The organism is uncultured Rothia sp. (assembly GCF_916049665.1).
In the GTDB taxonomy this organism is placed as follows: domain Bacteria; phylum Actinomycetota; class Actinomycetes; order Actinomycetales; family Micrococcaceae; genus Rothia.
Map to the genome: position 1 here is coordinate 1 of NZ_CAJZIE010000048.1, position 19,310 is coordinate 19,310.

16 protein-coding genes and 1 tRNA gene are annotated in these 19,310 nt (G+C 55.9%); 2 read left to right on the plus strand and 15 right to left on the minus strand.

What is annotated here, in order from left to right; translation table 11 throughout:
* The first annotated feature begins 1 nt into the window (after position 1).
* Positions 2–74: transfer RNA gene (locus QZ540_RS05805), tRNA-Glu, on the plus strand.
* A 154-nt stretch (positions 75–228) separates the two neighbouring features.
* Here the strand turns inward: QZ540_RS05805 and QZ540_RS05810 are convergent.
* The 11 genes from QZ540_RS05810 to msrA form a co-directional block, all read right to left on the minus strand.
* On the minus strand, positions 229–1,077 hold the full coding sequence (locus QZ540_RS05810) for a DUF6318 family protein (protein WP_294628381.1): 849 nt from the start codon (positions 1,075–1,077) through the stop codon (positions 229–231).
* Positions 1,078–1,240: 163 nt separating this feature from the next.
* Complete coding sequence (locus QZ540_RS05815; protein ID WP_294628383.1) at positions 1,241–1,951, minus strand: DUF6318 family protein; 711 nt, start codon at positions 1,949–1,951, stop codon at positions 1,241–1,243.
* Between the two features lie 238 nt (positions 1,952–2,189).
* A complete protein-coding gene (locus QZ540_RS05820) occupies positions 2,190–2,900 on the minus strand; it encodes a DUF6318 family protein (RefSeq protein ID WP_294628385.1) in 711 nt (236 codons plus the stop codon).
* A gap of 204 nt (positions 2,901–3,104) precedes the next feature.
* Positions 3,105–3,872: a DUF6318 family protein gene (locus QZ540_RS05825; RefSeq protein ID WP_294628387.1), complete on the minus strand. Its 768-nt coding sequence runs from the start codon at positions 3,870–3,872 to the stop codon at positions 3,105–3,107.
* Positions 3,873–3,970: 98 nt separating this feature from the next.
* Positions 3,971–4,771 (minus strand): DUF6318 family protein, encoded by an 801-nt coding sequence (locus QZ540_RS05830; RefSeq protein WP_294628389.1) that lies wholly within the window; start codon positions 4,769–4,771, stop codon positions 3,971–3,973.
* Positions 4,772–4,811: 40 nt separating this feature from the next.
* Positions 4,812–5,552 (minus strand): DUF6318 family protein, encoded by a 741-nt coding sequence (locus QZ540_RS05835; RefSeq protein ID WP_294628391.1) that lies wholly within the window; start codon positions 5,550–5,552, stop codon positions 4,812–4,814.
* A gap of 247 nt (positions 5,553–5,799) precedes the next feature.
* Complete coding sequence (locus QZ540_RS05840) at positions 5,800–6,576, minus strand: DUF6318 family protein (protein WP_294628393.1); 777 nt, start codon at positions 6,574–6,576, stop codon at positions 5,800–5,802.
* Between the two features lie 316 nt (positions 6,577–6,892).
* Entirely contained in the window at positions 6,893–7,657 is a 765-nt protein-coding gene (locus QZ540_RS05845; RefSeq protein ID WP_294628395.1) for a DUF6318 family protein, read from the minus strand.
* 236 nt (positions 7,658–7,893) lie between these two features.
* A complete protein-coding gene (locus QZ540_RS05850) occupies positions 7,894–8,679 on the minus strand; it encodes a DUF6318 family protein (protein ID WP_294628397.1) in 786 nt (261 codons plus the stop codon).
* 144 nt (positions 8,680–8,823) lie between these two features.
* Positions 8,824–9,594, minus strand: coding sequence for a DUF6318 family protein (locus tag QZ540_RS05855; RefSeq protein WP_294628398.1), 771 nt, complete (start codon positions 9,592–9,594; stop codon positions 8,824–8,826).
* Positions 9,595–9,805: 211 nt separating this feature from the next.
* Positions 9,806–10,327 (minus strand): peptide-methionine (S)-S-oxide reductase MsrA, encoded by a 522-nt coding sequence (gene msrA / locus QZ540_RS05860; protein WP_294628399.1) that lies wholly within the window; start codon positions 10,325–10,327, stop codon positions 9,806–9,808.
* A 98-nt stretch (positions 10,328–10,425) separates the two neighbouring features.
* Here msrA and QZ540_RS05865 point away from each other — a divergent pair, with 98 nt between their 5' ends.
* Entirely contained in the window at positions 10,426–11,370 is a 945-nt protein-coding gene (locus QZ540_RS05865) for a Nif3-like dinuclear metal center hexameric protein (protein WP_294628401.1), read from the plus strand.
* A gap of 196 nt (positions 11,371–11,566) precedes the next feature.
* Here the strand turns inward: QZ540_RS05865 and QZ540_RS05870 are convergent, their stop codons facing one another.
* From QZ540_RS05870 to QZ540_RS05885, 4 genes are all read right to left on the minus strand, one after another.
* Complete coding sequence (locus QZ540_RS05870) at positions 11,567–13,138, minus strand: gluconolactonase (RefSeq protein WP_294628402.1); 1,572 nt, start codon at positions 13,136–13,138, stop codon at positions 11,567–11,569.
* Positions 13,139–13,413: 275 nt separating this feature from the next.
* Positions 13,414–14,973: an S-layer homology domain-containing protein gene (locus QZ540_RS05875; protein WP_294628403.1), complete on the minus strand. Its 1,560-nt coding sequence runs from the start codon at positions 14,971–14,973 to the stop codon at positions 13,414–13,416.
* A 365-nt stretch (positions 14,974–15,338) separates the two neighbouring features.
* The gene (locus QZ540_RS05880; protein WP_294628405.1) at positions 15,339–16,877 is read right to left on the minus strand and encodes an S-layer homology domain-containing protein; all 1,539 of its coding nucleotides are present in this window, start codon (positions 16,875–16,877) and stop codon (positions 15,339–15,341) included.
* Between the two features lie 307 nt (positions 16,878–17,184).
* A complete protein-coding gene (locus QZ540_RS05885; protein ID WP_294628407.1) occupies positions 17,185–19,137 on the minus strand; it encodes a gluconolactonase in 1,953 nt (650 codons plus the stop codon).
* Between the last annotated feature and the right edge of the window lie 173 nt (positions 19,138–19,310).

Here is a 19,310-nt window from a genome sequence, read left to right on the forward strand (position 1 = left end):
CGGCCCCATCGTATAGCGGCCTAGTACTCCGCCCTCTCACGGCGGCAACACCGGTTCAAATCCGGTTGGGGTCACACTAGGAAAAAGCCTTGATTCTTCGGAATCAAGGCTTTTTTGTTTATCTGATTAAAGAATAAAAGCGAAAAGCCACATGTGTTTCGAAAAGCAACCATAATGGTGGCTTCTCGAAACACATGTGGCTTCTCAGTGGTATATGGGACCCGGAATCTACTGTGCCGACGCCTCAGCAGAAGCAGTAGTCGCCTCCGCCGAACCTGCAGCAGTCGCCTCAGCAGAAGCGCTCGGGCTCAGCGACGGAACCGGCGAAGCAGAAGCAGTACCCGGAGCACGACGCACCATACGCCAAGTGCCGTCCTGGTAGTGAGCCACAATCTGACCAGCCACCGGCTTACCCGGGTACTTGAACACCTCGGTCAGCGGCTGCACACGATCGTTGGTCTTGCTGTACACGCCAGCACCCTCAGCACCATCGATCACCATCTCGGTTGCCCAAGTGTAGTAGCCGGTGCGAGTGTCCTTGGTCGGGCGGTCAGCGGTCAGCGACAGAACCATCGGACGCTCCGAACCAATAACCCAGCCGCTCTCCGAAGCGTACATGCTCTGGAAGAACTCAGCCACAGTCGAGTAGTCACCGGTGTGGTCAATGTTCGTGAAGCGGGTACCGTCACCGGTCAGCAGCAGGTAGTTCAGGGTAGCCTGCCAGTACGCAATGAACGCGTGCAGACCCTCAACACTGTTCTCACGCAGCTTCGCGGGCTCCACGGGAATCGCGACGTTCACTGCCTTGTGCTCCTTAGTGCCGGGCTCAAAAGTGCCGGTGGAGGAGTAGTCGGCAAGAACGACCTCACCCTTCATGCTGGGGCCAGGCTCAACAGTGGTGGTTGCCTCCGCGGTGGGGGAGACGGATGCGGTTGCGCTCGCGGTCGAAGACTCGGTAGCAGATGCGCTCGCAGTCGCCGAAGACTCGGAGGACTTCGAGGAACATGCGGCAAGAAGCGCGGCGGTGCCCAGACCCAGTGCGGTCAGGGCGGTGCGGCGGGTATACATGGTAGACATGGGGCTCTTTCTGAGGTGAATAAAGTATGTGCCGGTATTGAACTAATTCCAGAATATCGCAGGGGAGCGGTCAGCCCAATGTTGTGTGCGCCTCCATGACCCTAAAAGCGGCGGGAGATGACGAAAAACACGGGCTCTCGCTAAGGCAGTAATATTGTTGCTTCTACGCCGGAGAAGAACTGCTTGCTGTAGGCTGGGGTGAATTCGTTGCGTTGCTTCCTCCTGCAGGACCGACTGTCCATGCACCATTTTGGTGTACCAACTCAAAAATGATTTTGCTGGGACCGTCTGGGTTATTTGTGTAGGCTAGCGAAATCTCCAAGCCCTGTGCCGTGGTGTGGACTACGGCCCTACTGTGCATGTAGGTCGTAGCTTTCCAATGGTAGCGGTCTTCGTCAATCTTTTGAGGAGATTCCTCTGTCAACTGGTATAGACAAGGTGTTTCGGTGCCGTATAGCCAGCCGCTGCCGTCTGAATACATTTTCACGTACGCCTTCTTCATCTTTTCCCAGTATTGGTCTACGGTTGCGTCTACAGACTTTAAAGGCTCAATATCCCCAGAAATCATGAGATAGTTCTGAGAAGCCATCCAATATCCCAATGCTGCATACATGCCGCCCTTTGTCTTGTTGCTCATGTTTGCAGGGCGTACGGGTTTGCGCGGATTCTCGGCTTTCTTCTCATGGGTTGCCGGAACGTAAGTTCCTTGCGACTCGTAGTTGTTGAACTTCAGTTCGCCCTTATAGATACGCTGAGCGTCGAGCACACTCGGGTCGCTGAGCGGGCGAATATCGCTAGCGCAGGCAGTCAAGGAAGCGAGCGCGGCGGTGGCGGCGATGCCAAGAGCGGCGCGTCGGGTCACGAAGGTGGACATAAGGTACCCTTCAATAGATTATCGGTGTATCTATTTCAGGGTACCTTAGTGTATTTGGGTATGCTTACGATTTATTGGGTGCCAAACCTGGGAAAATACTACAAAAGATACGTTAGCTAACGAAAAGTACCGTTTACTAGGGGAAAAGCCATTATCTTCCTATGCTGCCGTTTTCCTGCGCTGGCATTTTGCCATGCTGCGGCTTTCCTGTGCCGCCGCTTTGCCGCGCTACCGCATCCTAAACGCTGAGGCCAGAATCGCTTCCACCCGAGGAGCCGGGGGAAGTCGTCGAGGAACTCTTCGTCTCAACGGTGACCATCCACGCATCGTTTCGGTATTTCAACACAAAAGTGACCTCATCATCACTGGAATCACCGCTCGTCTCAGCCAGACGAATGTCCCTGTCCTCGGGCACGTAATGGAGAACAGCATCCTTATGGCTACGGGCAATACCCTTCCAGCGGTACTGCTCATCGTCAACCTTCTGCGGGGTCTCGTCGGTCAGGTCAGCCACGAGCGGCGTCTCGGTGCCGTACATCCACCCCTCATTCTTTGCGTACAACTCTACGTATGCCTTCATCTTCTGCACGTAGATGCCGTCCAGGTCCACGTCCTTGAACGGGGTAGCGTCACCAGTAACCGTCAGGTAGTTCAGGGCTGCGACCCAGTAGCCCAGCGCCGCATACATGCCCGAGGTCGTCTTTGACTTTATATTCACGGGAGGAACGGGCATAGGCGGATTCTCCGCCTTCTTCGTGCTGCTTGCGGGGTGGTACGTTCCGGTGGACTTGTAGCTATTGAACTTCAACTCGCCCTTGTAGGGGCGCATCGGGTCAACTACGCTCGGGTCCTCCAGCGGGCGGATATCGCTGGCGCAGGCAGTCAAGGAAGCGAGCGCGGCGGTGGCGGCAACGCCCAGAGCGGTGCGTCGAGTAACGAAGGTAGGCATGGGAACCCCTCAATGGTTTGTTCGTGTGCTTTTAAGCGTACCCGAAGAAACTGATACATGTTCAAAGCCGGCACCTGCTCATCTGGGGGAATAGTTCAACACGACCGTACGCAGGCCATGCAAACAAAAAGGGGAAGCTCCCGCACGCAGCCTCAACTGCATTCGAGAGCTTCCCTCATCACTATAAATGACTAGGAACGCGGATTAGGCACTAGCGCTACTCGCCTCTGAAGAGGGGGAATCAGCTTCTTCATCACTGAGTAAGAACCAGGCGCCATCCTTATAGTCAAACGGAAAATTGGTTGCCTCGCTCTTGGTCGATCCATCAACCAGAGGAACAGGGTCATGACCCTCAACGTGAGCCTTTGCATTGGGATCATAGATAATGCGTCCGAGCCAATCGTAACGGTTGGGACCGCCCTCAACTTTTTTGGGAGCATCAGTCAGCAGCTGAATGGTAACCGGCGCATCCGTGTCATACACCCAGCCCTTACCGGAAGAGTAGATAAGAACAGCATTGGCGTGATCGTTCGCATAGTGGCCTTCAGGGTCAGCCTTCTTGAGCGGCTCGAAATCGCCGGTCATGAACATGTAGTTGAAGCTTGCCACCCAGTAGCAGAGGAACTGGTACATGCCCTCAACGGTCGCCTCGTTCATCTTCTCCGGAACAACAGGCTTCGGCACGTTCTGCGCCTTCTTCTCAGCCGTGGCAGGAACGTACTCGCCGTTCTTCTCATACTTGTCGAGCTTTACGGTACCCTTGTACGACTTCTTAGCGGAAGACGACGCAGATGCTGAGGCGGATGCGCTTGCAGACTCAGAAGCGCTAGCGCTCGCCGAAGCCTCACCGGAAGGAGCAGAAGAGCTATCAGCCAGCGGACGGATATCGCTAGCGCAAGCAGTCAATGCCGCAGCCGCGCCGGCACCGGTAGCAGCAGCTAGTGCGGCACGTCGAGAAAGAAAAGTTGCCATGAAAAATCCTTAAGTAACGTGTGGGGTTATGAGACTAAATCCTAGAGCCTATGTGCGAGGTAAATCCCCGCCCATAAGACGAACTGAGCAAAGATGCTCTAGGCGTTCTTGGAGCTAGCCTCATCGGATGATTTAGCACTCGGGCTTGCAGTGCTTTGCCCGCGTACCTTGGTGGGGTAAGTAAACCACTTGCCGTCCTGATACGACAATTTCAGGTTGGAAAGCTCAGGCTCCATGGAAGTGTTCTGGTACATAGGCCTGTTGCCCTTACCCTCAACATGCATCATCGCATTAGGGTCCTTGGACAGCGTGATACGCCAGTAATAGAGAGGCTCGCTGCCTTCCACCTTCTCAGGTTGCGGGGTCATCATCTCAACCTGAAGCGCATGCTCCGAACCGTAAAACCACCCCTCATTGGACTCATAAAAAGTCACGTAATCATGGAAAGACTTCACATCCCTGCCTGAGGGGTCAGCCTGCTTCAACGGCTCATCGTCACCGGTGAGCACCAGATAGTTGACGCTGGCAAGCCAAAAACTAAAGGCAGAGTAGGCACCATCAATGCTATTCTCATGCATATTCGCTGGCGGTCGCGGCCTAGGCATGTTCAGCGCCTTATGCGTCTCATCCGCGGGGACGTACTCGCCCTTCTTCTCGTAGTTGTCGAACTTTACCGGTCCCAGGTAAGACTTCTCAGAAGAACCACCCGCAGAGGCAGAAGGGCTAGCAGAGGCACTAGCAGAGGCGCTGGGATTTGCGGAAGAGGAAGCCTCACCAGAAGCAGACGGAGAACTATCAGCCAGCGGGCGGATATCGCTAGCGCAAGCAGTCAGTGCCGCAGCCGCGCCGGCACCGGTAGCGGCAGCTAGTGCGGCACGTCGAGAAAGGAAAGTCGTCATCAGAAATCCTTAAATAGTGCGTATCAGAAGATAAGGAAATTTAGCTGTTGTTGTCCAGGAGCATGCGCCACATGCCTTCCTTGTACTCCATGATGAACTTCGTCGTGCGAGGAATCGTCTTTTCCTCCTCAACGATAGGCGCATCAGGCTCACCCTCAATGTGGTACTTAGCGGCAGCGTCATACGCGACGGTCACAAGCCACTCGTAACGGTCCGGCTTATTAGCAACCGGCTGAAGCTCATTCTCCGCAATCTCAATCTTGTACGGCTGATCCGAACCGTAAATCCAACCCAGACCCGACTCATAGAGCTTAATCATGGTCCTAGAGTTGCTCAAAAAAGCCTTCGCCGGATCCGCCTTCATCAGCGGCTCAACATCACCGGTCAGAATCAGATAATTCTGGGAGGCAAGCCAATAACCCATCAGAGCGTAGGCGCCCTCGGGATTGTTCTCCTTCATCTTCTCCGGAATCAGAGGCTTCGGCACGTTCTGCGCCGGCGCATTCGCAGTCGCAGGGATGTAGGTGCCGTTCCGCTCGTAGTTATTGAACTTAATCGGACCAACATACGAGCCGGGAGTGTGATCATCAGTCGGAGAAGGCGACGCCGAAGCACTCGCAGAAGAGGACGCTGCACCAGAAGCAGCATCAGAAGCTGAACCAGAGGAACCGCCGGAACCCTGCGACAGCGGGCGAATATCGCTAGCGCACGCAGTCAGCGCCGCAAGGATGCCGGTCGCACCCACGCCCAGGAGAGCACGTCGAGTGAAGAAGGTAGTCATCGGAAGCCCTTCGTTGGAGCCAATACAGAGCAAATCACGCCACACACCGTGGCGGGCATACGCACCCCGTACAGACCTATCAGTACGTCAATGTATACACTTTTAAGGTTACCCGAGAGCCACCACATAGCCCCGCGACCACCTCAATTGTTCAGAAAATTAAGACCCCACACCCAGCGTTTTACCAGGTGCGGGGTCTTGTCACATGAGAAATCACTACGAAAGCGAACCCTCTGCAAAGCGGCAACTACGCGGCGCTCGACAGCTCCCACTTGCCGTCCTTGTACTCCAGGCGGAACCTCGCCACCTTTTTCTTCGACTCATCAGCGCTCGTCGCCTTCTCAGGCTGATTCCTATAATGCCGTATCATCTTGGGGTCCATATAGGAAAAGCCTTCCCAAATAAAGCGAGTATTGTCGCTGCCTGGCACCTCACGAGGAGCGTCCGTTAGCAGCTCAACAATATACGGAGTTTCCGTACCGTACACCCAACCAGCACCCAACGCATACACCTTGAATATGCTGGAATATTCCTCCCAGGCGTAGCCTTTATGGTAAACAGTATCTATCGGGCCCATATCGCCCGTCATCAGCAAATAGTTCAAGCTCGCCAGCCAGAAACTCAAGAAAGCATACGCACCATCAACGCTGTGCTCCTTCATATTCGCCGGAGGAACAGGCTTCGGCATATTCTCCGCCGGATTCGTAGCGCTCGCCGGAACATACTCACCGGTCTTCTCGTAGCTATCGAACTTTATCGCACCCTTATAGGACTTACCCGAAGACGGAAGACCCGAAGCTGCAGAAGCACTCGCAGAAGCTGAAGGAGACGTAGCCGCAGAAGGAGATGCGCTCGCAGACGCCGAGGCGGAGGCAGTCTCGGAGACGGTCGCCGCCTCCGACGGAGAAGCCGAGCCGGTGCCGCCAGCCAGCGGGCGAATATCGCTAGCGCACGCAGTCAACGCAGAAAGTGCACCCGCAACAGCAACACCCAGGGCGGTACGTCGAGTGAAGAAAGTAGTCATCGGAAGTCCTTTGTCGGATCCATCACCCACAGAGCCGTCAGTACGAGGCTCACAACCTGCAGGTAAAGACCACATGTAGTACGTCAATGTATATACGTTAAGCGTACCCGAGGCACCCTCCGCCAACCCCGACCATCCGCCGGGTTTTCTCCTGGGTATTCCCTGGGTTTCTGTATGGGGTCGGTAGAGTTTTGGCAGCGTTTCGGCAGAGCTTCGACGGCGTTTCGACAAAAAAGAAACCCCGCCCACGGTGCATTACCGCGGGCGGGGGAGAAGCCTATCTCAAGCTGTTATGCCTGAACCGTTATGGTGGGGCCTAGACAGAAGAAGAGCTAGAGGAAGAACCGGAAGCCGACGAAGGAGAATCTTCATCGCCGGTGAGCATAATCCACTTACCGTCCTTGTACTCCACGGCAACCTTCATCCGTTTGCCGTTCGGGCTAGAAGCGGTCTTAAAGGGCTGGTCAGGCTTGCCATCAATGTGAATCTTCGCGTCAGGGCTGTAGTTCATGTATGCCGGCCAGTCGTAACGGGTACCCTTACCGGACGCCTTCTGCGGTGAACCACTAATCAGCTCAAGAGTAACCGGGGCATCCGTACCGTACATCCAGCCCAGATCGTTCTCGTACATGATTGTAAGTTCCTGCAGGCTCTTCGCATACACATCTGCAGGGTCAGCCTTCTTCATCGGCTCAGTATCACCGGTCATCAACGCATAGTTGAAGCTCGCCAGCCAGTAGCCAATGAACGCATACATGCCATCAACGTTATCTTCGTTCATGTTCCCCGGGGCGAGGGGCTTGGGCACATTCTGCGCCTTCTTCTCGGCAGTGGCAGGAACGTATTCGCCGTTCTTCTCGAAGTTATCGAACTTCACAAAGCCCTTATAGGACTTGTCCGAAGAAGCAGATGCGGAAGCAGCGGCCGAGGCGCTTTCAGAAGCGGAGCTAGACGCCGAACCTTCAGCCGTCGGGCGAATATCGCTAGCGCACGCAGTCAATGCAGCCAGTACGCCGGCGCCGGTCGCACCCAGTGCCACGCGGCGGGACATACCAGCAGAAGTGGGGGAAGGGCTCGTCATGATTAGCCTTTCATAGGAAGTCAACAAAGGAAATTGAGTGAGTTGACAACCCCATCATACAGGCAAGTACACAGATGCCCATCAACGATCGTCATCTAGCACCAACGACAAAGCATCCTAATACCGTTGCAATCTGATACCGCCGCACAGCACTACCAAGCCTCGGCATAAAGAAAGCCCCGCCCACGGTGCATTACCGCAGGCGGGGAAGAAGTCTATCTTAAGCTCCCAGAAGCTTAGACAGAAGAAGACTTGCTGGCGCTACCAGGCCCAGAAGAGCCATCCTCGTCGGTGAGCATAATCCACTTACCATCCTTGTACTCCACGCCAACCTTCGTCAGATCCTGCGAGCTATCCTCCATAAAGGGCTCATCCGGACTCACGCCCTCAGTATGAACCTTGATGTCGGTGCTGTACCGCATATATCCCAACCAGTCATAGCGAATTCGGCTACCGGAAATTTTCTGCGGCAAATTAGAAATCAGCTCAAGAGTAACCGGGGTATCCGCACCGTAGAGCCACCCCAGATTATTTTCATAGGCAGCCGTCAAATTCTGGTATTCCGTCAGTATGTCCGTAGACTCAGCCTTCTGCAGCGGCTCAGGATCGCCAGTCATCAGCAGGTAGTTGAAGCTCGCCAACCAATAGCCAATGAACGCATAAATACCATCAATGCTCTGCTCGTTCATGTTCGCCGGAACGAGGGGCTTAGGCACATTCTGTGCCTTCTGGGTAGCGGTCGCCGGAACGTACTCGCCCTTCTTCTCGAAGTTATCGAACTTTACCAAGCCCTTGTAGGACTTGCCGGAAGAAGCAGACGCCGAAGCGCTAGCCGAGGCACTGGGTGAGGCACTAGCTGAAGCGCTTTCGGACGCACTTGCCGAAGCCTCACCGGAGGGAGAACTATCAGCCAGCGGGCGGATACTACCAGCACACGCAGTCAGCGCAGCCAGAACACCGGCACCGGTCGCACCCAACGCCGCACGACGGCTCACACGGGTAGATATGGGGGAAGGGCTCATTATCGGTAGCCTTTCAAAGGAGGTCAACAAAGGAAATAGAGTGAGTTGACACCCCCCATCATACGCTAAACACGTGAATGACTATCAAATGTTGCTATTCATATACTTTTGAATAGAAGAAACCCAAAAATCGTGAATAGTGCACTAGGAAGCCGAAGCGCTCGCAGAATCCGAGCTCTTATCAGCATCCTTATCCTTCTGAGTGCTCATAAACCAAGCACCCTCCTTATACTCCACAACAATCCTCATCGCCTGACCCTGAGAATCCTCAGCCCCCACAAGGGACTTATCACGGTTATCACCCTCGGTCAGATGCCTCTTCGCATTCTGATCCACCAGGGAACGAGCACGCCAGAAATAAAGAATACGGTCACCCTCAATCTGCGTAGGAGTATCCGTCAACAGATACACAGACATCGGCTCACTCGTGTCATAAATCCAGCCGCGCCCCGTCTCATAGAGCTTAACCATCGGCTCAAGCTCCTTATAGTAATCGCTGCTCGGATCTGTCTTCTTCAACGGCTCAATATCACCCGTCAGCGCCAAATAATTAAAACTAGAAATCCAATAGCCAATCAGCGCATAAATACCGTCAAGACTCAGCTCCTGCACCTTCTCCGGCATGATCGGTTTGGGCACATTCTGCGCCTTCTTCTCAGCCGTGGCAGGCACATACTCGCCGTTCTTCTCAAAGTTATCGAACGTGACCTTACCCTGATACGACTTATTCGCAGGCGGCAACGCCGAAGAAGCAGAGGGGCTCGCCGAAGCACTCGCCGAGCCAGACTCAGCAACATCAGCCGGCGGATGCACCGTACGCGCACACGCAGACACCACGGCGGCAAGACCAACACCGCCCACACCCAACACGGCGCGGCGGCTCAAAGCGATGGCCTTAGAAGAGGAGCTAGTCATCAGCAGTCTTTCGAAGAGGTCAACAAATGAGGGGAGTGAGTCGACACCCCCATCATACCGGGCGCACCTTATAGCAACCCTAAAGCACATGTGAATAGCAAATAGCTTGGGAGAACTGGGTATACATGAAGAAACCCCGCGGCCGTTATTCCGAATATTTTCGAAGAAAGAACAACAGCCGCGGGGCAAAACAACTGGAGGGGCGTGCAACCTAGCGGAGCAGATGCGCAAAATTACGGCGCGCCTTCGCCACCTTCGGGCTCACCACAAACGCACAATAACCCTGCGCCGGATTCAACGCGTAATAGTTCTGGTGATACTCCTCAGCCTCATAGAACACACCCAGGGGCTTAATCTGCGTAACGATGGGGGAGGAGTACAGCTGCTGAGCACGCGCCACCGCACGCTCAAACGCCTCACGCTGCTGCTCATCCGCGTAGAAAAGCACCGAACGGTACTGCGAACCGGTATCCGCGCCCTGACGATCCCAGCTAGTCGGGTCGTGGCTCGTGAAGAAAATATCCAACACCGTATCCAGGTCGATGACCTGCGGGTCAAAGCTGAGCTTCAGCGCCTCCTGGTGACCGGTCGTACCCGAACACACCGAACGATAATCAGGGTCGGGAGTCTCGCCGCCCGTATAGCCGCAGACGCTTGCCTCAACGCCGCGGAACTGGCGGTACACCGCATCCAGGCACCAGAAGCAGCCGCCGGCAAGAACAACATCAGTCATGATTCCTCCTCGAACTATAAATCCACACTACCTGAAGAACACTGCAGGGCTGCACAATATTCCCGAGTTACCGCCGCGCCACCTGCCACAATAGAGGTATGACTGAAAAACTTGAAACCCCCACCCTCGCAGAAGTCGTTGACGCCTTCCACACGCTCTTCCCGCCGCAGCTCGCCGCCGGTTGGGATGCCTCCGGTCTCGTCGCCGGTCGCGCCGCCGCTAAAGTGAGCACCGTCCTTTTCGCAGTGGATGCCCTCACCGCCACCGCTGAAGAAGCCGTAGCCGAAGGCGCACAGCTACTCATCACCCACCACCCGTTGCTGCTCCGCGGCGCAAAGTTCATCCCCGACAGTGACTACAAGGGCAACGTGCTACACACCCTCATCGAAGGCGGATGCGGTCTGCTCGGCGCGCACACCAACGCAGATGCCGCCGTCGAAGGCGTGAACGAAGCACTCTGTGACGCTATCGGCCTCATCGACCGCGAACCGCTCACCGAAGCGCAAACCCAGGTACTCGACGGGCAGGAACATGCGGTAGGCACCGGCCGCCTCGGCACTCTGCCCGAAGAAATCACCCTCAAGGAACTCGCGGAACGCCTCGCTGCGGCACTGCCCGCAACCGCCGGTGGCCTGCGCATTGCGGGACGCGCCGACCAGCCGATCCGCCGCGTCGCCCTCTGCGGTGGTGCCGGTGACTCCCTCTTCGACGCGGTACGCGCCACCGACGCGCAGGTGTACATTACCGCCGACCTGCGCCACCACCCCGCCAGCGAATTCCGCGAAACCGCACGCGTTACCGGCAGCAATATCGCGCTGATTGACTACTCCCACGCCGCCAGTGAATCGCTGTGGTTGCGTTCGGCAGCCGACCGTCTGCGTGCCCTGCTCGCTGAGCGTGGCTTCACCATCGAAACGAAGCTGTCCGCACTGAACACCGACCCGTGGGACTTCACCGTTTCCACCGGCGTGGCAACCGGCCAGGACGCACACTCGGCAAGCACCGAACCCGCCGCCGCATGGACTAGCCTGGCTGAAAAGTAAGCGCTGAAAATAGCTGCTGAATAGCTACCAAGAAGCAGTCTTCAAAAATTTAGGCACAGTAAAGCCCGGTCTGTACGAGCCCGACAGGAACCTCTCATCAAGGATCCTGACAGGAACGTGCAGACCGGGCATTACTTCTGCGGGAGCAATACTCTGCAGGGCTTGGGGTACCAAGCGCAGGGGGGGCTAAATGACCTTACTTAGCGCGAGCCTGGAACGCCTCAATCAGAGTCTCCAGCTCACCCTGAGTCACCATGTGCTGAGCGTCAAAAGCACCGCTAGCGTTCAGCACCACCTTGTTCTGCTGAGCCCACAGAATCTCACGGTAGAACGCCGAACCCGGAGCCACATCACTGTAGGGGGAGTCGCCCTTAACTGCGGGCGAACCAGCCGCGCGGTAAGCGAACGCCGCAACAGTAGCATTCGAAATGCCTGCATCAGCGTGGAACTTGCCGTCCGACCAGCCGAAGGTAATACCCTTCTGACGCGCCCACACGTACGCGGGGAAGTTCGGGTCATCAGTCTTCACATCCGGCCACGGGGAAGTCTCGGGCAGCTTTACCTCGGGGGTGCCCGCCTGGATGTACAGGGCAGCTGCGAGCTCACCGCGAGTTGCGGGGGTCTTCAGCTTCTCATCGGAAGGAGCAGGCTTCTGATCGTCGTCCTTCTTGGGGTCCTGAGCGTTGGGCAGGTTCGCATCCCTGTAACCGTTCGTGCCGTTCAGATCCAGGTCCTGCCATGCGAGCAGCTCGCCGCGACCCTCAGTGGACTTGCCCACAACCGGCGCGAGCAGCTCGCCCGTCTCGCTGTAACCGTCATTAGCCCAAACCTCAATCACGTACTTCTTCGAAGCATTCAGGGTGTTTGCCGGAAGATTCACGGTACCGTTCAGGTTGCCGTCACGGTAGGCCGAAGCCTGGGTGGGGTGGTCAAACTCGATAATGTCGCTGGTTGCCAGAACCGGTGTGTTCGAGCCCTTCTCACGAACCACGAACTGGACACCCTTAACGGAGTGGATATCGCCGTTGAACCCCTGGCCACCAACGTTCAGATCCTGCGACTTTGCGGTATCAGTCACAGCGTTGTAACTCAGGCGCGGCGCGAACGGCGCCGGCTTCTCACCTAGAGTGCTCAGCACCTGGGTGCTCACCACGTTCTTGCTGGTCCACAGCTCCTGAGCGGTCAGAGGCTTCTGGCCCTTCTGCTCAGCCACCACGTGAATCTCGTAGCGGACATCGTACTTGGTGCCGCCGGTCGGATCGTGGAAGTTGTCATCATCAACGAAGTAGTAGGCGGCAAGATCGTACGCCTCAACCTTCAGGTCAGCCTCAAAAGTGCCGTCATCGTCAATGGTGAAGTCCTGACCTTCCACGAAGCGTAGCATCTTCGAAGTCGGAATCTCGTAGCCAGACGGTGCGTAGTTCGCGGGAGCAATGTACAGCGCCACAGTGCCGTGCTGAGCACGCCACTCCTTGGTGTAGCCTGAACCCTTCACATGAACGGTACCGCCCTCGGTCGTGATGAGGAAGGGGTTCACGCCGTCGTACTTGTAACCGTCAGGGATGGATACATCCAGGGTTGGGGTAGCCGCAGCGACCTGGTGAGCAGCCTGCGGGGTAGCGGCAGCAACGGCTGCATCAGCGGTAGGGGCCGCATTCTGAGCCAGTGCCGGGGCCATCGGCAGAACCATGGCACCAGCCAGCGCCAGCGCGCCGCAACCCTGAGCTGCACGGAGGAAAGAAGACTTAGAATTCGGAAGCGAGGACATAACACATCCTTAAAAGTTGTTTCTCGCGGGGCCCTGCGGAATCAACGGCGGGTAGGGAATTCGCCGTTGAATCTGCACGCGCCCTATGAGAAAAGTGGTTGGAAGCCCCGTCGGTTTCGGGGATATTTTCACCCTATCAAACCCTCCAAACGATGTCAGGGAACACTCAAGAGAAGCTTGAAGGTTTTGAGACATTTCACAGGTTGATCAGCCGATAAAAACCGAACCCCGTGCACCCAAACAGAAAACCTGTCTAGGAACACGGGATTATAGACTCAGACTAGAACCAGCCCACCATAGTCAGTGCAGTTCTGAAAAATGAACATCATCTGCTCCAGCTCACCACGATTTACCATCGTGGTCGCCTCAAAAATACCCCTCTGCGGGTTAATGACACCATGCTGAGCAGACCACAAAATCTCACGGTAGAAGGCGGAACTCGGATTCACATCCGTAAACGAAGAAACACCGGAAACAGCTGGGGAACCTGCTGCACGGTAGGTGAACGCTGCAACAGTAGCGCGTGAAATACCTGCATCCGCATGGAACTTACCATCAGACCAGCCGAAGCTGATGCCCTTCTCACGAACCCAAATGTACGCAGCGTAGTTCGGGTCGTCTGTCTTTACATCCGGCCACGGGGAGACTGCAGGGAGGTTCACCTTGGGGGCGCCAGCTTGAAGGTACAGTGCCGCAGCTAGCTCACCGCGAGTAGCACGCTGCTGCTGTTCCTCATCGCTAAGCTTTGAGAAGAGATGCTTATACTTGGGCTTGGGTAGAGATACATTCGTGAATTCCTCAAGACCTTCAAACTTCAAGTCCTGACGGCCCATAAGGACACCGCGGTGCTCCGGCGCCAAACCCACAATCGGGGTGATGAGAGTCTTATCCGTCTGGCTGACATAGCCATAGTCGCTCCATGCTTCAAGGACGTACTGCTTAGACGGATCCAGAGTGTTCGCGGGAATTTTGATGGTGCGGTAAACAGCGTTTCCCCACAGCGCCATTACGCCATCGCTACGTTCGTAGTAGCGCTCCATCTCGCTCATGAGCAGGACGGGGGTGCCGGTGCCCTTCTCTCGAATCGTGTACATGACACCCTCACGACCGGGGAGCTCATACGCGCTGAAACCCTCACCCTTAATCATCAGCTCTTGATCTTTCGTGGTGTCCTTCAGTGGATCGTACCTCCAGTGGGCCCCGATAATTTCAGGATGGCGACGGGCATATATCGGCTGGTGGATAGCCACGTTCTTACGAGCCCAAATATCCTCAATGGTCGGCCACGGCTGATCCTCGCCCACGGTGAGGATGCCAATCTCATAGCGCACATCCTCCCCGCGGAAATACGGGACCCCATAAGCGGGGGTGTAGAAACTCTCCAGGTCGCCATATCTGATCGTCAGCTCTGCCTCAAAAGTGCCGTCATCGGCAATAGGGAAACGCCAACCTTCTTCAAAGAAACGCACCGACCTTGAAGGCTCAACGTTATCGGGATGATACTCTGTAGCGGCAATGTAAAGGACTGCCTTGCCGTGCTGCTCACGCCATTCCTTGGTGAGGCCGGTGCCCCTCACCGTAATTTCGTTGTACTTATCGGTGTACAAAGCAGCGCCTTCCCCATAATCAATGGTGAAAGATGGCTCAGCCGTAACATTCTGGGTTGCAGGGGTATTGGCAGTCGGCGCGTTAGCCACAGGTGCGTTTGCGGCGGGTGTTGCATCCTGCGCGAGAACCGGGGTCATCGGCAGGACCATAGCACCAGCCAAGGCCAGTGCACTGCAGTTGCGAGCCGCGTGAAGGAATGAAGACTTAGAGTTCGGAAGTGAGGACATAAGACATCCTTAAAATCGTTTCTCCGGGGCTGTGCAGTCCAGAGCTGTGCAATCCGGGGAGGCGCAATCTGAGGTGGTGCGAGCTCACCGGCGGCCTGGGAATTAGCCGTTGAATCTGCACGGACCCTATGAGAAAAGTGGTTGAGTACCCCCGTCGGTTTCGGGAGTACTCCCACCCTAGCAAAGTGTTGAACACTTGTCAGGAAACACTCAATGAACACTTTAAGGTTCTGGAAAATCTCACGCAGTGGAGAGGTCTTAAAAGCTGAACCCCGCGCCCCCGAATAGAAAAACCAATCGGGAACACGGGGCATTCAGCGTAGAACTAGTCCACCATACCCGGCACCGTTCTACCCGGCACCGTTCTACTTAGCTCGATTCTGGAAGTTGAACAGCATCTGCTCCAGCTGACCACGATTCACCAGGTCCGTCGCATTAAAAGCGCCGAAATCCGGATTAATGACATACTGCTGCGTGGACCACAGAATCTCACGGTAGAACGCGGAACTCGGATTAACATCCGTGAACGAAGAAACACCGGAAACAGCCGGGGAACCCGCTGCGCGGTAGGTGAACGCCGCAACCGTAGCGTTCGAGATGCCGGCATCCGCGTGGAACTTACCATCCGACCAACCGAAGGTGATGCCCTTCTGGCGAGCCCACACGTAGGCGGCATAGTTCGGGTCGTCGGTCTTCACGTCCGGCCAGGGGGAGACCGCAGGGAGGTTCACCTTGGGGCTACCAGCCTGATCGTACAGCGCAGCCGTCAACTCGCCGCGAGTAGCGCGCTGCTGCTGCTCCTGGTAGGTGAGCTTCGAAATCAGGCTCTTGTACTCTCCCTTGGGCACGGTAGCATCCGTGAAGTCCTGAACACCCTCAAACTTCAGATCCTGACGGCCCATAAGGACACCGCGGTGCTCCGGTGCCAAACCAACCATCGGGGTGATGAGGGGCCTGTCCTTCTTGGTGAGGTCGTAGTCGTAGTCGCTCCACGCCTCAATGACGTACTGCTTAGACGGATCCAGGGTGTTTGCGGGGATCTTGATGGTGCGGTAAAGAGTGCCTCCCTCCAGGCGGGTTACGCCATCGGGACCTTCATAGTAGGACTTCATATCGCTCATCGCCAGGACGGGGGTGCCGGTGCCCTTCTCACGAATCACGTACATGGCACCCTCACGGCCGGGCAGCTCCTCACCAACGAAACCCTCACCCTTGACCAGCAACTCCTGATCCTTCGTGGTGTCCTTCAGAGCATCGTACTTCCACTTAGGTGCCATGACTTCAGGATGGTAGGCGCGGGTGTACATCGGGTGGTGGGCGATAACGTTCTTGCGAGCCCAAATATCCTCAATGCTCGACTGCGGCTGTCCCTTAGCCTCGGTCAAAATACCCGTCTCGTAACGCACCTCATTCAGGGTGATACCCGGGAAATAATCGATGGGAGTGTAGAAACTCTCCAGAGCCTTAGCCTTGATGGTCAGCTTTGCCTCAAAAGTACCGTCATCGGCAATGGTGAAGTCCTTACCCTCTTCAAAACGGAGCATCGAGGTGGAAGGCTCAGCATTACCGGGGCGATCCTTCGTAGCGGCAATGTAGAAGACAACGGTGCCGTGCTGCTCACGCCATTCCTTGGTGAAACCGGTACCCTTCAGAGTCACGGTGCCGCCCTCACCGGTGTAAAAAATGGTGTCATAGTCGGTGGAGTACGTCGGCTGTGCCGTCGCATCCTGAGCAGCCGGCTTGGGGGTCACAGCATTTGCCACCGGTGCATTAGCGGCAGGTGCCGCATCCTGGGCGAGTGCCGGAGTCATCGGCAGAACCATCGCACCAGCCAGTACCAGTGCACCGCAACCCCGTGCTGCACGGAAGAAGGACGAAGCCTTAAAATTCGGAAGAGCGGACATAATCATTCCTTACGGTCGGAACCCATCGCGCCAATGCAGTTTCTAAAAGGGGTGTGAGAAATCTTCGTCGAATCTGCGCCAACCCAATGAGAAGTGGTCGAATATCCCCGTCAATTTCGGGGACAATTTCACCCTATCAAAGGGGTGAATGGAAGTCAGGAAACACTCAAGAGAGACTTGAAGGTTCTGAGGGTTTTCCCAGGTTGACCAGCCGTTAAAAACTGAACCCAGCAAGCTGAACCCCGTGCTCCCGAACAGAAAAACCATTCGGGAACACGGGCTTATTCAGAGGGCTATCTTAGCGAACCTAGAAAGCCATCATCAGAACCTCCAGCTCACCGCGAGTCACCATATGCTTGGGGTCGAACGTGCCGCTGGTGCTCAGCGCAACCCTGTTCTGACCAGCCCACACAATCTCACGGTAGAACGCAGAATCCGGGGCCAGATCAGTGTACGAGTGCCATTCATGATCAAGGGTAGGGGAACCCGCCGCACGGTAGGTGAACGCCGCAACCGTAGCGTTCGAAATACCTGCTTCCGCGTGGAACTTACCATCCGACCAACCGAAGGTGATGCCCTTCTGGCGAGCCCACACGTAGGCGGCGTAGTTCGGGTCGGTGGTCTTTACATCCGGCCAGGGGGAGACCGCCGGGAGGTCCACCTTGGGGCTACCAGCCTGAGCGTACAGCGCCGCCGTCAACTCGCCACGGGTAGCGCGTTCCTTACGCTGCTCATCAGTCAGGCTGGGCTGCTTACCCTCAGCAGCGTCAGACCCCTTGAAGTTCAGGTCCTGAGAAGCCAACAGCTCACTGCGGCCCTCAGGTGCCTTACCCACCACAGGGCCGGCATTCTCGCCGTTCTTGTAGCCGTTGTTAGTCCATACCTCCACCACGTACTTCTTTGCCGGATCCAGAGTATTCGCCGGAACCTTCACGACGCCGCGTACCTTGCCGTTCTTGAACTCAGAAATATGGCTAGGGTGGTTATACTCAAAAATGTCGCTCGTCGCCAGAACCGGGGTATTCGAGCCCTTCTCACGAATCACATACTGAACACCCCTGGAGAAGTTAAACTTGCCGTAGAAGCCGGTACCCAAGAAGTAAATGTTCTGATCAGCGGTAGTATCACCCAGAGCCTTGTACTCTACCTTGGGAGCAAACGGGCTGGGGCGGAATGCCTGAGTGTACAGTGCACTATGAAACAGCACGTTCTTGCCAGCCCGCAGGTCCTCAAGGGTCATCTGGGGCTGACCCTGTTTCTCGGTAAACATGCCAATCTCATAATTCACCTCGTAACGCTTCTCGTAACTCGGAGCACCGGGGAAGGGGATGCGAGGCTCATAGTAGTTCTGCAGCTCACCGGGCTTAACCGTCAACTGAGCATTCAGGGTGCCGTTTTCAGCAATGGTGAAGTCCTTACCCTCCTCAAAACGGAGCAGCACATCCTTAGCGGGCAGGAAATCACCATCGTCAGGAACACCCCGAGAAGTAGCAATGTAAAACACTACTTTGCCGTGCTTCTCACGCCACTCCTTGGTGTAGCCCCAACCCTTCACATGGATGGTGCCACCCTCAGCGGTGTACAGGTACGAATCCTCGCCGTCGTACCGGTACCTGAACGTAACCTTCTGCGGGGTCTTACCCGGAATATCCGCAGCTGTCGTGCCGTCAGCGCCTTCGAAATTCAGCTCCTGGGTAGCAAGCAGGGTGCCGCGGCCCTCAGGCGCCTGACCCACGACGGGGGTAATGAACTCGTCGCCCTTGTAGCCGTTGTTACCCCACACCTCGATAACATAATCCTTTTCCTTATCCAGGGTGTTTGCCGGAATCTTCGCCGTACCGTGGATGTAGCCGTCCTGGTAAGCGAAAGCCAGCTCTTTATGGTTATATTCAACGATGTCGCTAACCACCAGGACCGGGGAGTTCAAACCCACCTCTCGCACAACGACCTGAATACCCTTCGGGGAGTTAATATCACCCTCAAAACCCCAACCCGAGAAGTCCAGAACCTGATCCTCGTCAGTGTTCTTCAATGCGTTGTAGCTCAAGTGAGGATAGAACTCCTCAGAAGTATCATCAGAATTTTCACGGAGGCGATCACCCGGCAGAGCACCGGCCGCTGCAGCTGCAGGAGCATCTGCGGCAACATTCTGGGCAAGCGCCGGAGTCACCGGCAGAACCATCGCACCAGCCAGCGCCAGTGCACTGCAACTGCGAGTTGCATACAGGAGTGAAGACTTAGAGTTCGGAAGAGCGGACATAAACATTCCTTATCGGTCATGTCCATTGCGCCGATGCAGGTTCTAAATAGGAATGAGAAATCTCCGTCGAATCTGCGCCAGCCCAATGAGAAGTGGTTGAGTGTCCCCATCGGTTCAGGAAACACTCTCACCCTAACAAACCTTCAAGCAGAAATTGGTACGTTACTCAAGAA